Below are 15436 nucleotides of genomic sequence, written 5' to 3'. Positions count from 1 at the left end.
TAACTTAACTGCCTGTACTTTGTATTCATGGTCATATTTACGTGCCATTTTGAGTACCTCCTTATTCTCTTGATTCTATCATGAAATCCTTGAGAATAAGATGTCAACTTTTTTTATACCACACCAGTGGAAAACAACCGGTGGGAGATCATAGTCCTTAATCAACTGATTTAATGGCTTCCGGATCGCGCCATCCCCCAAAGGAAGACCAAACGTACTTGCCATGACCAGGTTATAGTCCATGTATTCATCTCCAAGAACTTCCTTTGTCTCATCCTGTTTTTCTTTCCATTCGATCAGCATCTTTGCGACAGACTTTGGAAGGAAAACCTTTCGGACACTGCTGTCTGTCTTCGGTGTTTTCAAAACACGGACTGTTTTATTGGTCTTGCTTTTTTCTGGAAATATCAGCAGCACATCTTTTGCATCCAGCTCTTTTAAAGCGGATTTGCTCACCCGCTGGGATTCCTTATTGATAAACAGATATGCCCGGTTTTCCTCAATTGCTTCCTCCGAGATGTCCACACAATCCCAGGTAAGCCCCAGAAGCTCACTGATCCGGAGAGAGCAGGAGAAGGAAAGATTCATTGCCAGCTTTAGCCGATCATCCTCACATACTTCCAGTGCGTACATCAGAGTTTCGGCAGTCCAGATCTCCCGTTTCTTTGTTTTATGTTTTGGTACGGTCGCATAGATACAAGGATTCTTCTCCATCAACTCCCATTTGACAGCCTGTTTAAAACAGCTTCGGAGGAGTTTATGGATATCTCTGATGGTACTGGTAGATACATATTCATTCTTTCTTTTCCCAATCATAGGATTGACCACAGCCGGAGCTTTCAACAACCTCTGATAATATTTTTCAATAAAACGGGTATTGATCTCCGACAGTTTTTCATCCCCGATGATCGGAAGGATATAATTATTTATGAGAGAAACATTTCCATCATACGTAGATAATGCCCAGTTGTCTTTTCCATACAGGGCAACGTATTCTGCCAGAAGATCCTTCATGGTTTTACACTGCGGGATTATCATGGATCCCATTTCTTCTTTATACTCGATTTCTTTCTTGCGTTTCTTTGCCTCTGCCTTTGTAGCATAAGTTTCCCATTTCTGCTTCCGTTTCCCGTCTGCATCAGTATAGGAATAGATCACATTAAATTTTCCGTTTCGTTCTCTGATCGATGCCATAATCTAACAGCCCCTTTCTGTATTTCTCTTTTCCAGCCATGCTTCAAATTCTTTTCGTTTGATCCGAACATGATTCCTTATTTTTACAACCGGAAAATATCCTTTTGTGTACCAGACATTTATCATGGACCGGCTGACCTTTGCCATAAAGGCTGCTTCATCTATAGTAAGATACTGCAGATTGCCATTCCTTCCTCGTTCCCCGGTCTGTGCCAGTTTCTTTCTCCGATAATTCGCCAGTGCCACATTTTCTTCCATTGCCAGTTCTTCATAATCGTTCGCCGGATCCAGATGATATTCATCCTGCCCGTCCAGAAACTTCTGAAAGCTTTCCTTCGTGATTCTTTTTCGATCAGCGATCGTGACGAACTCAAAGAAATGCTGATACTTTTGACTATTCAGGATGCCATATACCTGATTTCTGGTGATTCCCAGCTGTCTGGCCATTTCCGGCATAGTGAGAGTAGCGGCCTCCATTTCGGCATCCCTCTTTTTATCATCCTTCGTGCGGTATCTGGACTGTCCGTCATACCATTTCTGAAATACAGCTTTTGGTACACGTTTCCAGTAATCCACAATCACGACTTCGATATTATTTCGCTTGATCAGGTCATAAACGACACCATCCGTAACTTCCAGCATTTCTGCAAGTTCCGGAACAGAATAAGACCATTCTTTCAATTCCTTTCCCGGTTCTTCTCCGTTGACTTTATGATATTTAATCTGATTTGCATACCACTTTTCAAAACTCTCAATATTGACCCGCATCTTTCCGGCAATCTCTTTGGTCTCAAAAAAGTTTTTATGTACCAGCCAATACCGATCCGTCTTTTTAAGCCCTAAAAGCTCGCCCATCTCAGAAACACTCATCCATTTCTTTTTTGCAGAAGACAGTCTCTTGTATGGGCTGTTTGCTTCCACTCCCTTTATCAGTTCTTCGTATTCCCCAGTATTCATTTTTCCCTTCTCATCCATGAAGCTTTCCTCCTTCTTCCCATACCATACCGCACTTTTTCAAAAAAATTTAGGATGTCGATTTTTCATCCGGATAGGAGATTAGTTGGAAGATTCCGGCAGCTTATCCAGCCAGTCATCAAAGCTCTTTTTGGAAATACGGTACTTTCCGCCATCCAGCTGGATCCACCGGAACTCATTTTTCTTCAGAAGGTTATATATTGTCGGTCTGCTGACTCCAAGAATTTCCTGTAACTCTTTTACTGTATAACATCTTTTCTCTGACATATGTCATTACCTCACATTTCATTATTTTGGAGGCGACATGCCAAATACTCCCGCAAGTGACGGGGCATTTGGCTCTCGCGGCAGTCGCCAAATGGGCATGCAAGCATGTCCGCTTGGCTCGTTGCTCGCGGATATAAATGTCCCTCTATATATCCAAAGTTTCAGAGGGGCTTATACAACATGTTTTAGTAAAAAAATGTCAAGATGAGAAAAATTGGCAAAAAGAAACCTCCGTATGAAATGAATTATACGAAGAAAGGGCAGATACCATTTGAGATATCTGCCCATGCATTTAATTTTATTTAACTTTAATCAATTCATCTAATATTTTCTGGGTAAGCTCTTTTTGCTGAGTTCCGTTGAGATAATTAGAAGTTCTAATTACAAGTGTTCCGTATACGTAATGAGATCCAGAAGCAAATCCTGTCGAATCGAATGTGCCAAGATAATCGCTTCTTGATGTTGCCTCTTCTTTGGTAGTATATACTTCAATCGCTCCGCCGCCGTCTGTTCCGATATCAATAACGTTATCTTTTTCAATATATAATTTGGAACGATCTACCTGCGTGTCCCTAAAATAAATACATCCAATGTAACCACCTTGCTTATTTAATTGTCCATTTGGATCATGGGCTTCTGTAACAGGTGCCATTTCTGCAATTGTTTCAATATTTTTTAATCGATCCATAACAAAGTCATCTGTTGGTGCAGTGATTTGTTTTAATCCTTGAATGCTATCTTCGTAAGCCTTTTTTGCCTCATTAATTGCTGTAATGTTTTCAGAATAATTTGGAACTTCTGGGATTTCATCTGGAACAGCAACTTCTTGAATTGCTTTTGTATCAGATTCTGCCTTTTCTTTCATAGCTTTCAAATCTTCCTTAGAAGCATTCTCATCTACTGTCACTTCTTCATATACTGGAAGAAGTTCAGGATCAGCTACCTGTTTCTCAGAGGCCGTACTGATTGCTGCTTTAAGAGTGGCAAGTGTTTCTTCGTCAAAAGGTTCTTCTCCTTTGTTAATTACCTCCTGGGCGGCAGTCATAGCGCTATTTAACTCTTCGTTTGCATCAACCGTTGCTTGAGATGCAGTTATATATTCTCCAGCTTGTTCGTTGTAGGTTTTAACAGCCTCATTATAAGTTTCAACTGCCTTTTTGGTGTTATCAACTGCATTACCACATGCGGTTAAAGAAATCATGGTCATTGCTATAACAATCGTTAATAGTTTCTTTTTCATAGTCCAACCCCATTCCTTAATAATGTTGTATTTAATTATATCATGTTTTATTGTGTTATCAATAAATATATTACGGCAAATGCTCGTTGCTTGTTTTTTGACTGGCAATCAAAAAAATGGCTGAAGACTTACGTCATCAACCATTTTTTAGTTTATTGAAATGCTGATTTAAAAAATTCCTGTTTTTCTAACATCATTGGAACATAAGTTTTCAATACTTCAAAATATTCATACTCTAGTTCCTTTGTTTCAAGATAACATTTGGCAGGATTTTCGTCGTTTATTCCGACCTTTCTTGCATCTGTTGCTATTGCATCAATCTGACTAATCATAGAATCATAGGTCATTTTTGTATCTGGATTATCAAATAAAATCTTCAAATGCTTTTTCATTTCATAAATCAAATCAGGATTCTGTTCACTTGGATTGTATGTTGCAAATGGAAGGACATTGTCTTTTTCGAATGTTACATCAGAAACTTCACTTTTCCCATTCATATAATTAATACGAACCCCTGGTTGAACATTATAACAATATCGATTAAAACAAATTCCTTCACCAGAATCTTCTATCGAATATGCTTCCATTTGAACCCCCGATGCCACAAGATTATCACTCTTATATACTGGCGTCACTCTGTATAAAACATGATTCCCAGTTTTTTTTATATAATCCATGACATCACTTTCTAATGGTTTCATGATATCTGCATTCATATAACGAGTTCCCGTAATCAGATTATTCTTGTCGTCTGCACCGCCTAGTCCATGCGCAATAAGATGACATCTATTATACAGAAATGCAGCACCGGCATCAGAATTAACTATATTAGGGTATTTGTCAAAACTCCATCCAGACGGAGTAATGCGTGTGATGCTTTTTCGTGGACTAGATTTGGTTACTTCTTCTTTGTCTAAACAAGCATAAGCAACGCCACATCTTCCATAAGAATCCATACCACTATACTCATAATATGATCCAATATTCTTTTTTTCTTGTGCGGTAAAATAAGGCTTATCGCCATTAATTGTTACATACGGTTGACCGGAATATCCTTCAATAGCTTTTCCTTTTACATTGGCAGTTGTTTCAGACGGATCACTTGCTAAATAATCTGACAAAATATGAGAGTAGTAAAGAAGTGCTGAAAAGCTTTCGCACTTACCACTTGAACTACCAAATAAGTTGTTAATGAATCCAAAGTCAAAAACCTTATTTACGCTGTTATTAAGTATTTTCTTTCTTGTATTCTTAACCTCAACGTTGTTTTTATACTCATATTCCCAACTGTTGTGAGAGCAATCCAACAAACAATCATTTTTTATATTAATGTTTGATAATGAAGGTACTTTTCTTACTTTGTGCAACTTCAAATTATCGAGCTTCTCTTGCCCCAAGTTATCAGATTGCTCACTGCACAAATATAGTGCGTCCATCAGCAACTTTACATTATCGTCTGATTGGCGTTGCAAAGCATTGTCTCCAAAAATAATTTGTGTAACATAGGTTTCGCTTTGCTGATTGTTACAGGCGGCATAGGTCGTTATAGGAACACTTGATACCAATACCAATGAAAGGCAAAAAGCAGTTATACGCTTAATCATTTTTTCTTCCTTTCAAAAGCAATACTATTTATAATAAATGCCTTTTTTACTTTTTTGGTGTTATATACAAATACTAGATTTTTGTCAGGTGATTCTGCTACTGGTGTAACGGAAATAGTAATAACGTCACCATCCTGATATTTGTACTTTTCAGCTTTCTCGCTCATGTAAGTAACTGTGTAATCAGATACACCAGCTTTTTTTGGTCGCTTTACTTCATCTACTATCCAATCATCTATAACGGTATCTTTTTTTCCATTTGAAATGGTAAGTGAAATAGTTGAGCGATCGGAAATACATGTTGCTGGAATAATCAACTTTTCGCCATTGAATTCGATAGAAATATCGTCTGCTTTAATATCGCCAGTATTTTTCCCAAACCAAAATCTATTATCTAATGCTTCTGTCAGAAAGATTGGATCACTATTTTCGTGAAGAATAGAAACGATTTTATCTTTTTCTTTCTGCGAAATATCCATTTCATCAGCTAAGGCAAATAATAAATCACAATTTAAATAAAGAGACTCGTTTACAGGTGGCAAAGCAATTTTGCGTTCTTTTTCCAAGGCTTTGTTATATTCTTTGGCTTCTTCTTTCTCTCTTTTGGTTGATCCTTTCTTGACTTCTACTTTCTTAATATCAGCCAAATATATTTCATTCTGAGCTCTTTGACCGTCCGCAAGAATATTTACATTTTCAAATGCAATAACATATGCATTTTCTAGGTATGCGCGATTTTCAGTTTTTGCAAAAAGATCAATATATATCTGAGCTGTAAAATATCGAATACTCCAATCGAAATCTTCTCCATCTTTATATTTTTTTGTATTTGAAAGAATCAAATCACAATACTTATCAGCAAAGGTAATATAATCACTCTCTGACATTGTTTCTCTAGCTGCAATTATTGCCATTGGTAACACTTTTGCGTAATCTAGATCCTTACGGAAAATTCTTGTAGAGATACCTTCATATTTGTATAGAGCATTTAGGCAGTTCGCATACTCTTCAGAATCATAATAATCTTTAACAAGTTCCAACCAATAAGGGCCGAATTGTTCGTAGGTGTTCTGATTACTTTCTAACCAAGAGATTTTGCTTACAAGATTATCCTTTGCGGTCCATGTTACAAACGCTTCCACAGATTCATCATTCAAAGCATAATCACCTGGAAGATCATAATCCCTAACCATGTTATACATGTAATTCAAAGCATTTTTAGTACTATTATGTAATTCATCTGCTGATTCATCATCTAATTCCCATCCATCCTTCAAGTATTGAAGATCTGCCTGAGACGTAGCTGAATCGTAACTGCTCTTAGCATCAACAGCCATATATAACACGGATGCTGCCATTTTCAGTGTACTTCCAGACTGAACTGCACTTAATAATCCCATCGGATTGGGAATGGCCTGCCTTAATGCCTGAGCTCGATTTTGCTCATATATGTACTCTAATCGATCTCTTTTAACGGAAATCATTCGATAACCATTAATGGTATCAAGAAGATTTGTTGATTGCGCTTGCGTTTTACTATCAACAGCATTTGGATAAAGATCATTCTTCAAAGAAGAATAAACATCTTCAAGAAATGCTTGATTATTAGGTGCCTGATTAATTCTTTGAGTCAAAACAGTCATGTAATTCAACATGTTTACGGAATTGCGCTGTGTATTTGATAACACTTCTTCAGCTTCTTCTGTTTCAGCAAGTTCAGCTCCTTCATCTGTAGTTAATGTATTTTCATAATTTTCTCCAATTATATTATCATCTACAGACTCACTCACTTCGGTAGAATCCTCTTCGGTTGGCTCCACTACAACAGATTCTTCTTTTGTATCTGTTGTTGAAATTGATGAATCAGAAGGAGTGGTGTTTCCACCACATCCTACAATTGAGGCCGTCATTGACATTGCCAATAATAGTACAATAATTTTCTTTTTCATAACTCTTATCCTTAACCTGCAATTAAATAAATTTTATTTTCATCAAAACAAATCTGTTCTGTATGATTATATATCTGAATCATATCCTCCATTTTGGCTGTATAAATACCAGTCTGGGGATTGCTTATAAGCGCAAATTCCTGCAAAATTCCAGATTCAATAGCTTCTGCACTCTCTCTAATAGAAGCTCCGCTTTCTTCAAGGAATTCATCCACAGGTCCCTCTTTAACAACCGGTATACTGCCAATTAATTTCCCAACAGCCTTACTTGCATTTCCAATGCCTTTGAGAATATTTGTATCAATAGAACCCTTACTCATTTTTTCAAGGAATACTGAACACTGTTGAAATAACTCACGATATTCCATGGACATCTTTTCAATTTTAGTTTTTATTCCTAAGATATATTCCTCTCTAAAGTTCCCGCTTAGCATTATTTCCATCAATGACGCCATTGAAAATGTATAGAGAGATAGGCGATAGTATTTAAATTTCTTTAACAGGTCTTTTAATGTCATGTTTACCTGTACATGTGCAAGTGCCAATTTTTTCCCTTTTAATATGCCATTGACTTTTTTCTGATATCCATCAATATTTTTTTGTGCTGTACGTTGAATATCAAGGACCAGCTTATGATTATTAGATATAAAATACTCATTGTCCCAATTCGTTTTGTATTTTTCAAGAATATCTGATAACACTTTAACGTCTGCTTCAATTTCAGCTTCCTTTTCAATCTCAAGAAATGCGATTATCTGTTCTTGCATCTCCTTTATTTCTCCCAATTGCTGTTCTACAGAAAAAAGTGCAACAGCCATCAGCATTATTGCAGGATTTACTGCAGCGACAGCTTCCGTGGTAGCTGTGAGAGGTCCAGCTGCTTGTAGCTGAGCAAACTTTGACGTACCTTCTGCTGTTTTGAAAGCACCCCAAAAATTTCCGTTTTTGGCTACCTTTAATGTATCTCCGACAGCTTCATTTGCAAGCCTATATAATCCCTGTGTTTCAATTGTTGTTGTCTGAGTGATTGTTCGTAAAGCTGGTAGCAATGATGACACACCAGCACCCAGAGTTGCTAATTGAGCAATAGGCATACTCAGTGTTTTTCTATTTGTTGTATCGGAAAGGGTATCGGATAGAATGTTTTGTGCACTTTCCATGATTCCCCTTTCATCTCGAATCATTTCTGTATCTCCTTGATTCGCAGAATCAATCTTTATTATTTCTCCCATAGTAAACCTCCATTTGTATTTTACATAGGATATGTAATTTTAGCGTACTATAATAGGTTATTTAGCTTCTTTACGTTCGACATAACGAAATTCGATATCATACCCTAAAGATTCTATCATCTGAACAAAGGTCTTATTTAAAACGCCTTCTTGCTTTTTGATGATACGATTGACATAAGGAGCTGTTGTTCCAATGTCTTCTGCCAGTTGAGCTTGAGTAATTCCATTTTCTATACATTTTGTTTTTACATCAACTTCGATATTATTTCTTATCATATTAGTTCCTTTTCATAAGTTCATCTTATCCGATTCAGACAATTTATTATATCACAACTATAGTGACTAATAAATAAAAGAGTCTCAAATCTCATTTAGTTGCACGGCTTTTGGCAGAAAAAAAGCCCAGGAGAAATTTACTTCCCCTGCGCCTTGAAAGTTTCACTGATTTCCTACAACCCATTTCTGTAGATCTCATTGATCACCGCCTGGGCATGTTCCATCTCTTTTTTCTGGATAATCGCATCCCGGTCACTTAAGATCGCCAGCATCTCATCCACCAGATCTTCAATCCGGGGATTCGTCACCCGGTACAAATATCCTAGCATCCGGGTTGCGGTATAATCTGTATTCATATTTTTATAGGCTATTTCCGCACAGAACTCTTTTGGATATCCTCTGTCCAGCAAAACCTTGTACAATTCGTCCGTTCGTTCCGATGCCATAAGCAGTCACTCCTGTTATTTCAAAAATATCTTAAATCAAAATCCCTTCCAGATGATCCAGCTCATGCTGGCAGATCTGTGCCGACCAGCCGCTCAGTTTCTGCCGCTGCTTTTTCCAGTTCATATCATAATATTCCACTTCGATATTTTCATATCTTGTGGTTTTTCTCACGCCGGTAAGAGAGAGACATCCTTCTTCTGTCTCATACGGAGTATCCTTACTCAGCAGTACCGGATTAAACATCACGATATCTACAAATCCCATATTCACAATAATGACTCTTTTTTTCACACCGATCATATTTGCCGCCATACCCACACAACCGGCACGATTTGCCTGTAAGGTATCCTGCAGGTCTCTTCCAACCTGGATATCTGCCTTTGTCGCCGGTTCTGATTTTTGTCCCAGAAAGAACACGTCTTTCATTATCGGTTTTACCATCTATCGTTCCTCCACGTCATTTCATTTCTTCTTTTTCTTTGCATCACTGAACTCATCCATCATATAAGAAGCACCAGTCACTTCCCAGAATGCATCCTGCTTTTGCTTTCTTCTCTGCCGGATATTTGCTTTCTGTGTTTCGTTTCTGCTTTCAATCTGCTGATTCAGACAATCGATCTGTTCCATTGCCTCATCATATAATTTCAATTGATCCGCATCTGCAAAGGGAAGCAGAGTTTTCAGGTGCTGATATCTTTCTTCAATTAATTTTTTCCGTTCTTCACGAACCTCATAATCAGAAGAACGCATGACGATCTGAACACTTTCTCTAATAATCCGGCAGTCATTTCTGATGCTCTGGTCAGTTGCCTGCTCCAAAAGTGCTTTATCTATCGGCATCCCCTTCTTATATCCCTGGATCATGGCTTTTGCCCATGCATCTATGTCAGATCTTCCTTTTTTCCGAAATAATCCCATCTGTTCACCCTCCAGAATCATATTCTGATTATATCAACAAAATCATATTTCTTCCATAGCGAGGTTTTTTTCATTTCCATGTTGTATAAGGTGCTCTCATCTCCCATATAAGTGAGAGGTTCTTTTTCTAAGAGCAAGATCCACCCGTGTTTAACAGTAGTGCCATTTTGGCAACTGTTACACTTACGGGTTTTCATCTTGATGGGGATTCCGTTTCCCCATGCCCTCGTTTTTGACATCACAGATGTCTTTTGGCTTCCACTGAAAAAGTGGTCGCAGCAACAATGGTACAAATGGAAGGGACAGCCATTTATACCTATGTTGGCATCACAATGTGATGAATGATTCCGTTGGAAGGGAGGAATATGGAGAGAACAAATAAAAGAAAAGAAGTTACACATCCAAATTTTGTAGCTGTACGACTTACTGATGCAGAGATGGCTCTTTTAGATCAGGGGGCATCTATTCTTCGAATTTCCAGATCAGAGTATCTAAGAAAATTACTTCTTGAAAAGGAAATTACAAACACCATCGAGGTGATAGCTGACATGGATGAACTTCGGAAGCTGGTCAGTGAATACGGAAAAATCGGATCGAATCTCAATCAGATTGCAAGGTATTTTAACACCGGCGGAGAATGGTCTGAGGAAATAAAGGATGAAATCCGGCAATGTATTTCCGAGCTGTTCTCTTTGAGAAAAGAAGTATTACGAATGGCAGGTGAATTACATGGCCATAATCAAACACATTAAAAGCAGAAATGCGAACTATTCTGATGCTCTGGAATATTTGCTTTTTCAACACAATGAAAAAACAGGAAAACCGATTTTCGATGATTCCGGCAGAAAGATTCTGCGGGAAGAATTTTATATGGATGGACTGAATTGCGATCCGATGTCTTTTGACAAAGAGTGCGAGAGGACTAATCAGTTTTTTCACAAAAATCAGAAAAGAGGAGATATCAAAAGTCACCATTACATCATCAGTTTTGACCCGGCAGACGCAACAGAATGTGGACTTACCGGAGAAAAGGCCCAGGCTCTTTGTCTGGAATTTGCCCGCAAAAACTTTCCCGGCTATCAGGCATTGGTAGTCACTCATACGGATGGACACAATAGCTCCGGTAATATTCATACCCACATCGTCATCAACAGTGTTCGCAAATATGCGGTTGAACGACAGGACTACATGGATAAGCCTCATGAGCAGGAAGCCGGTTATAAGCACCGGTCCACAAACAAATTGCTGGATCATCTGAAACAGGAAGTCATGGATATGTGCAACCGGGAAGGGCTGCATCAGGTAGATCTTCTTTCTCCTGCACCGGCAAAAATGACCAGAGGAGAATACTGGGCGAAAACCCATGGACAGGATGAACTGGATAAGGTAAATGCGAAAATCCGTGCTGCCGGACTTAAACCGGCTTCCACCGTATTTCAGACACAGAAACAGTTTCTGCGGGAAGCGATTGATGAATGTTCTCAGATGTCCAGAAGTTTTGAAGAATTCCAGTCGCTGCTTTTGGACAGGTTCAATATTTCTGTCGTCGAGAAAAGAGGGAGTTACCGTTATCTTCATCCGGATAGAGACAGACGGATTTCTGCAGAATCTCTGGGTGCCAATTATGAAAAAGATTTTCTGGAACAGGTATTTCAGAATCATGAGAACAGCAAAGCTCTTTCTCACAAAAGCACACTCAAATCGAAGAGTGCTTCAAGTGTCGATTATCATACAGATCCATTTGTCATCTTCTACATAAAATCAGAGCTTCGTCTCGTGACGGATCTCCAGACAAATGTAAAGGCAATGCAGAATCAGGCATATGCCCGGAAGGTGAAGATCAGCAACCTTCAGCAAATGGCAAATACCCTGATTTATATTCAGGATCATGGTTATGACACTAGAAAGGATCTGGAAAAACAGACCACAGACATTCAAGTAAAAATGGAAGAGGCTCAAGAGCAGCTTTCTGATCTCACTTCCAAAATGAAAACTCTGAACTCACAGATCCACTTCACCGGTCAGTATTTTGCTTCAAAATCAGTGTATGCAGAATTTCTGAAATCACGAAATAAAAAGAAATTCCGGCAGGAGCATTCTTCAGAAATCAGATCTTATGAGGAAGCCCGCGACTGGTTAAAAGCATTCTATCCGGACGGAAAGATGTTGTCGATGAAGACACTGAAATCCCAGAAATCAGAATTACAGGAATCTATTGATGCCCAGAAATCAGTTGTAAAACAATTCCGGGATTATCACAAAGAACTGGAAATCGCCGGTGCAAATGTAGATGCCATTCTCGGAATGGAAGAACCATTCGTTCACAATTCTCATGAACAACCGGCACAAACAGAAAAATCAAAAACCAATACACAACACAAAAAGAAGGAGGACAAGACATTATGACACAAACAGAATTTCATTTGATCTTTGAACAGCAGGTGAAACGTTGTGAAGAAACCCTGTTGAACAAAGCAAAAGAATATACCGGAAACAGCCCGGACAGGCTCAGCGCATTTAAAACAGCTGCAGCCTTACAGGAATGTACACCAGAAAGGGCTCTTGCCGGAATGATGGCAAAACACATCATCTCAATTTATGACATGTGCTTTTCAGAGCAGGCAGATTATGATCAGAGTATTTGGAATGAGAAGATCACAGATACCTTAAATTATCTGTTCCTGCTCAATGCATTGGTCAAAGAGGAGGGCAGCCATGAATAAAATAGAAACAAAAATCCTGAACTGCTTTGCAGTAAAAGAGGCAGAAAAGAATATGGTCTTTGCCGCAAGGCTGACCCAGAGAGGGCATATCATCCATTCCATGAATGACCTGATGGATCTGTATAACCAATCCTTTACGAATGAAACATTAACCAATCTGGGAGAACTTCCGCACCCCGCCATTCAGAAATTTACAGTAATTACGCTGGCTGTCGTTGGTGCCAGCAGAAGATTCCTTTCCCAGATCGCTCGGCACCAGAACGAAGTAAAATTCATGAGCGCATCATTACAGTACAGCAACTATTCCGGAGAAGCTGATTTTGCTATTCCATATGAGATCATTTCCGCATCTCCGGAGATCCAGGCACTTTATCTGGAAAGCTGTCAGGCAGACATGGTCTGTTATGACCGTCTGTGCAATGCCGGGATCAGCCATGATGCTGCCGGTTATGCAACACCACAGGGATTAAGAAATGTATTGATCATCAGTGCAACTCCATATCAGTGGAAGCATATGATCGGTCAGCGTTGCTGCCGCAGAAATACTGATGAAATGAGAATTGTGATGCTTATGATCTGGCAGAATCTGTATGAATTGAGTCCAGCTCTTTTTACTCCAGAACAGACAGGTCCATTTTGTCAGAAAGGAAAATGCCTGGAAGGAAAAATGAGTTGCGGCCATCCCATTGACCATATCCTGCTGCCCGATGAAATTCTTCATATGGATTATCCATTACTTTTCAGAGGTGACGCGGTATGAAAATAAGGCTCATTGATTTTGGACTTACTCCCGGACACAATCCACTCCGTGTACATGAAAACGATGCCGGTGCCGATGTGTATATGCCTTATGACTGTACCATCAAGCCAGGAGAAATTGTAAAAATCCCTTTGGGATTCGGATTGATTCTTCCAGACGGATATGCCGGATTTGTATTTCCCAGAAGCAGCATGGCAGAGAAAGGATTGACCTGCGAACTACCGCCGGTTGACTCCGGATACCGTGGAGAGATCCATGCCATCATCAGCAATGTCAGCAATAAAGCTCAGACCATCTCTAAAGATACGAGAGTAGGCCAACTGGTGATCACCCCCATCATTATTGCAGATTTTGTATTTGATCTGGGAAAAGAGAGAGGCACGGATGCCTTTGGAAGTTCCGGAGAATAATTGTTACTTAAAAACTGAGGTGCCAGATCGGCACCTCAACATATATAAAATATGAGGATATGACTATGATTACATTTGGAGAAAAATTACGATATTTAAGACGTAAAACCAATCTTACCCAGAAAGAACTTGGCATGGCAGTTGGATTTCCTGAAAATACCGCTGATGTCCGGATTGCTCAGTATGAGACCAATGCACGTATGCCTAGAGAGGAACTATTAAAAAAGTTGGCACAAGCACTTGGTGTACAGAAAGAAATTCTCACTGTACCGGTACTCACAAAACCAAAGGAATTTTCTGCAGCATTCTTCTGGATGACAGAAATGGGAGAGGATAGATTTCATTTATAATAACAAGATGGATTTACTTATTTCTCATTTAAGCAAATCCATCTTTTATTCATTTTTGAATAAAAGAGATAACTCAATATTCAAATAGCAATACTAATCTAATAGTTCCCCAACACATCCTGTAAATATTCCTTATATTGCTGCTTTACATTTTCTGGAGCAATAATTCTCATTCCAGTCCCAATACCCGTTACCCAGCCGAAAAACTGTGGACTTACTGATACAAGAACTCTTGTTTTAAAATGATCTTCTCCCTGAGGAATCAGCCATACATCATGACCAAAACGGTCAATCACAACACCAGCCAACTCGTTTTTGCATTCCAGTGTAACCTCTGCATCAACTCCACCATACATTCCAAATGTCTTCTTAGCAAAAGAGGCAAGATCAAAATTCTTGAAAGATTCTTCCCCTTTTCGATTTGTTTCCAATATTTCTGTATGCTGCATCTTATCAACACGGTAATGCTTAATAATTCCGGCTGCTGCATCATAGGCTACTAGGTAATAGTTCTCATCATCCCAAGTCAGTGCCCATGGACTGACAACATAGAAAGCACCGTCTTTTTTCAGTTTAAATTTCTTCTCAACGGTCCACTCTGCATAATGGAATTTGATTTCTTTGTTCTCATAGATTGCAGTATGAATGTAATCCACGTTGTAATAAACCGTCTCGTTCTCTGTCTTCGGACGGTTTACGATGAACACATATTTGGAAAGTATAGCAGCATCCGACCTACAACAAAGTTTCTCTAATTTCGTTATCAATTCTTTGGATTTCTTCTCCGTAATAAACTTCGATGACTGCACAGCATCTACCAAAAGCTTTAACTCCGGAAGCTCAAATGCTCTGGAGCCGACATAATACCCTGGATTCTTTCCCTTCTTCTGAATTACATCCAGACCATATTTTTTCAGAATATCCATCTCGGAATAAATCGTCCGGCGTTCAGCGGAGATACCATATTCATTTTCTAATATACTGCACAGCTGAGAAGCATTCAAAAGATGCTCTTCATCCGTGCGCTCCAGCATGATATCCATCAAATATAAGGTGCGGAGCTTCTGGTCCATGGTGGCCATGATATATCA

General features: G+C 39.0%; 18 protein-coding genes. 6 read left to right on the top strand and 12 right to left on the bottom strand.

Features of this window, described 5'->3' with window-relative positions; genetic code table 11:
• Nucleotides 1–78 precede the first annotated feature (78 nt).
• The 11 genes from JQM81_RS07220 to JQM81_RS07170 all read right to left on the bottom strand — a co-directional run bounded on the left by JQM81_RS07220 (nucleotide 79) and on the right by JQM81_RS07170 (nucleotide 10102).
• Complete coding sequence (locus JQM81_RS07220; RefSeq protein ID WP_235232846.1) at nucleotides 79–1194, bottom strand: tyrosine-type recombinase/integrase; 1116 nt, start codon at nucleotides 1192–1194, stop codon at nucleotides 79–81.
• A gap of 3 nt (nucleotides 1195–1197) precedes the next feature.
• Nucleotides 1198–2151, bottom strand: a complete 954-nt coding sequence (locus JQM81_RS07215) for a helix-turn-helix domain-containing protein (RefSeq protein ID WP_420370572.1) — start codon at nucleotides 2149–2151, stop codon at nucleotides 1198–1200.
• Nucleotides 2152–2250: 99 nt separating this feature from the next.
• Complete coding sequence (locus tag JQM81_RS07210; protein WP_075671598.1) at nucleotides 2251–2436, bottom strand: helix-turn-helix domain-containing protein; 186 nt, start codon at nucleotides 2434–2436, stop codon at nucleotides 2251–2253.
• Between the two features lie 298 nt (nucleotides 2437–2734).
• A complete protein-coding gene (locus JQM81_RS07205) occupies nucleotides 2735–3676 on the bottom strand; it encodes a hypothetical protein (protein WP_235232844.1) in 942 nt (313 codons plus the stop codon).
• A gap of 152 nt (nucleotides 3677–3828) precedes the next feature.
• Nucleotides 3829–5280, bottom strand: a complete 1452-nt coding sequence (locus tag JQM81_RS07200; RefSeq protein ID WP_235232843.1) for a DNA/RNA non-specific endonuclease — start codon at nucleotides 5278–5280, stop codon at nucleotides 3829–3831.
• On the bottom strand, nucleotides 5277–7229 hold the full coding sequence (locus JQM81_RS07195) for a hypothetical protein (RefSeq protein ID WP_235232842.1): 1953 nt from the start codon (nucleotides 7227–7229) through the stop codon (nucleotides 5277–5279). The genes JQM81_RS07200 and JQM81_RS07195 overlap by 4 nt, the downstream gene beginning before the upstream one ends.
• Before the next feature lie 11 nt (nucleotides 7230–7240).
• Nucleotides 7241–8461 (bottom strand): hypothetical protein, encoded by a 1221-nt coding sequence (locus tag JQM81_RS07190; protein ID WP_235232841.1) that lies wholly within the window; start codon nucleotides 8459–8461, stop codon nucleotides 7241–7243.
• A gap of 57 nt (nucleotides 8462–8518) precedes the next feature.
• Nucleotides 8519–8737: a helix-turn-helix domain-containing protein gene (locus tag JQM81_RS07185; RefSeq protein ID WP_154580909.1), complete on the bottom strand. Its 219-nt coding sequence runs from the start codon at nucleotides 8735–8737 to the stop codon at nucleotides 8519–8521.
• Between the two features lie 173 nt (nucleotides 8738–8910).
• A complete protein-coding gene (locus JQM81_RS07180) occupies nucleotides 8911–9183 on the bottom strand; it encodes a hypothetical protein (protein WP_235232840.1) in 273 nt (90 codons plus the stop codon).
• A gap of 31 nt (nucleotides 9184–9214) precedes the next feature.
• Nucleotides 9215–9625, bottom strand: a complete 411-nt coding sequence (locus JQM81_RS07175; RefSeq protein ID WP_235232839.1) for a peptide deformylase — start codon at nucleotides 9623–9625, stop codon at nucleotides 9215–9217.
• Between the two features lie 21 nt (nucleotides 9626–9646).
• Nucleotides 9647–10102, bottom strand: a complete 456-nt coding sequence (locus tag JQM81_RS07170; RefSeq protein WP_235232838.1) for a hypothetical protein — start codon at nucleotides 10100–10102, stop codon at nucleotides 9647–9649.
• Nucleotides 10103–10467: 365 nt separating this feature from the next.
• Here JQM81_RS07170 and JQM81_RS07165 point away from each other — a divergent pair, with 365 nt between their 5' ends.
• The 6 genes from JQM81_RS07165 to JQM81_RS07140 all read left to right on the top strand — a co-directional run bounded on the left by JQM81_RS07165 (nucleotide 10468) and on the right by JQM81_RS07140 (nucleotide 14345).
• Nucleotides 10468–10854 carry a plasmid mobilization protein gene (locus tag JQM81_RS07165; protein ID WP_235232837.1) on the top strand — a complete coding sequence of 129 codons (387 nt, stop codon included), beginning with the start codon at nucleotides 10468–10470 and terminating at the stop codon, nucleotides 10852–10854.
• Entirely contained in the window at nucleotides 10832–12508 is a 1677-nt protein-coding gene (locus JQM81_RS07160) for a relaxase/mobilization nuclease domain-containing protein (RefSeq protein ID WP_235232836.1), read from the top strand. Before JQM81_RS07165 ends, JQM81_RS07160 begins: the two co-directional genes overlap by 23 nt.
• Complete coding sequence (locus JQM81_RS07155; protein WP_235232835.1) at nucleotides 12505–12825, top strand: hypothetical protein; 321 nt, start codon at nucleotides 12505–12507, stop codon at nucleotides 12823–12825. Before JQM81_RS07160 ends, JQM81_RS07155 begins: the two co-directional genes overlap by 4 nt.
• Complete coding sequence (locus tag JQM81_RS07150) at nucleotides 12818–13585, top strand: FAD-dependent thymidylate synthase (protein ID WP_235232834.1); 768 nt, start codon at nucleotides 12818–12820, stop codon at nucleotides 13583–13585. The genes JQM81_RS07155 and JQM81_RS07150 overlap by 8 nt, the downstream gene beginning before the upstream one ends.
• Nucleotides 13582–13995, top strand: coding sequence for a dUTP diphosphatase (locus JQM81_RS07145; RefSeq protein WP_235232833.1), 414 nt, complete (start codon nucleotides 13582–13584; stop codon nucleotides 13993–13995). Before JQM81_RS07150 ends, JQM81_RS07145 begins: the two co-directional genes overlap by 4 nt.
• 65 nt (nucleotides 13996–14060) lie before the next feature.
• On the top strand, nucleotides 14061–14345 hold the full coding sequence (locus JQM81_RS07140) for a helix-turn-helix domain-containing protein (protein WP_235232832.1): 285 nt from the start codon (nucleotides 14061–14063) through the stop codon (nucleotides 14343–14345).
• Nucleotides 14346–14443: 98 nt separating this feature from the next.
• Here the strand turns inward: JQM81_RS07140 and JQM81_RS07135 are convergent, their stop codons facing one another.
• Nucleotides 14444–15427: a helix-turn-helix transcriptional regulator gene (locus JQM81_RS07135; protein ID WP_235232831.1), complete on the bottom strand. Its 984-nt coding sequence runs from the start codon at nucleotides 15425–15427 to the stop codon at nucleotides 14444–14446.
• Between the last annotated feature and the right edge of the window lie 9 nt (nucleotides 15428–15436).

Source organism: Faecalicatena contorta, assembly GCF_021531895.1.
In the GTDB taxonomy this organism is placed as follows: Bacteria; Bacillota; Clostridia; order Lachnospirales; family Lachnospiraceae; genus JAFBIX01.
This window is presented reverse-complemented; position numbering and strand designations above follow the sequence as displayed.

Coding starts and splice junctions, on each gene's coding strand:
- JQM81_RS07150 (WP_235232834.1), top strand. CDS start 12,818: ATGAATAAAATAGAAACAAAAATCCTGAACTGCTTTGCAGTAAAAGAG.
- JQM81_RS07195 (WP_235232842.1), bottom strand. CDS start 7,229: ATGAAAAAGAAAATTATTGTACTATTATTGGCAATGTCAATGACGGCC.
- JQM81_RS07170 (WP_235232838.1), bottom strand. CDS start 10,102: ATGGGATTATTTCGGAAAAAAGGAAGATCTGACATAGATGCATGGGCA.
- JQM81_RS07210 (WP_075671598.1), bottom strand. CDS start 2,436: ATGTCAGAGAAAAGATGTTATACAGTAAAAGAGTTACAGGAAATTCTT.
- JQM81_RS07145 (WP_235232833.1), top strand. CDS start 13,582: ATGAAAATAAGGCTCATTGATTTTGGACTTACTCCCGGACACAATCCA.
- JQM81_RS07140 (WP_235232832.1), top strand. CDS start 14,061: ATGATTACATTTGGAGAAAAATTACGATATTTAAGACGTAAAACCAAT.
- JQM81_RS07165 (WP_235232837.1), top strand. CDS start 10,468: ATGGAGAGAACAAATAAAAGAAAAGAAGTTACACATCCAAATTTTGTA.
- JQM81_RS07175 (WP_235232839.1), bottom strand. CDS start 9,625: ATGGTAAAACCGATAATGAAAGACGTGTTCTTTCTGGGACAAAAATCA.
- JQM81_RS07215 (WP_420370572.1), bottom strand. CDS start 2,151: ATGAATACTGGGGAATACGAAGAACTGATAAAGGGAGTGGAAGCAAAC.
- JQM81_RS07200 (WP_235232843.1), bottom strand. CDS start 5,280: ATGATTAAGCGTATAACTGCTTTTTGCCTTTCATTGGTATTGGTATCA.
- JQM81_RS07205 (WP_235232844.1), bottom strand. CDS start 3,676: ATGAAAAAGAAACTATTAACGATTGTTATAGCAATGACCATGATTTCT.
- JQM81_RS07180 (WP_235232840.1), bottom strand. CDS start 9,183: ATGGCATCGGAACGAACGGACGAATTGTACAAGGTTTTGCTGGACAGA.
- JQM81_RS07160 (WP_235232836.1), top strand. CDS start 10,832: ATGGCCATAATCAAACACATTAAAAGCAGAAATGCGAACTATTCTGAT.
- JQM81_RS07185 (WP_154580909.1), bottom strand. CDS start 8,737: ATGATAAGAAATAATATCGAAGTTGATGTAAAAACAAAATGTATAGAA.
- JQM81_RS07190 (WP_235232841.1), bottom strand. CDS start 8,461: ATGGGAGAAATAATAAAGATTGATTCTGCGAATCAAGGAGATACAGAA.
- JQM81_RS07155 (WP_235232835.1), top strand. CDS start 12,505: ATGACACAAACAGAATTTCATTTGATCTTTGAACAGCAGGTGAAACGT.
- JQM81_RS07220 (WP_235232846.1), bottom strand. CDS start 1,194: ATGGCATCGATCAGAGAACGAAACGGAAAATTTAATGTGATCTATTCC.
- JQM81_RS07135 (WP_235232831.1), bottom strand. CDS start 15,427: ATGGCCACCATGGACCAGAAGCTCCGCACCTTATATTTGATGGATATC.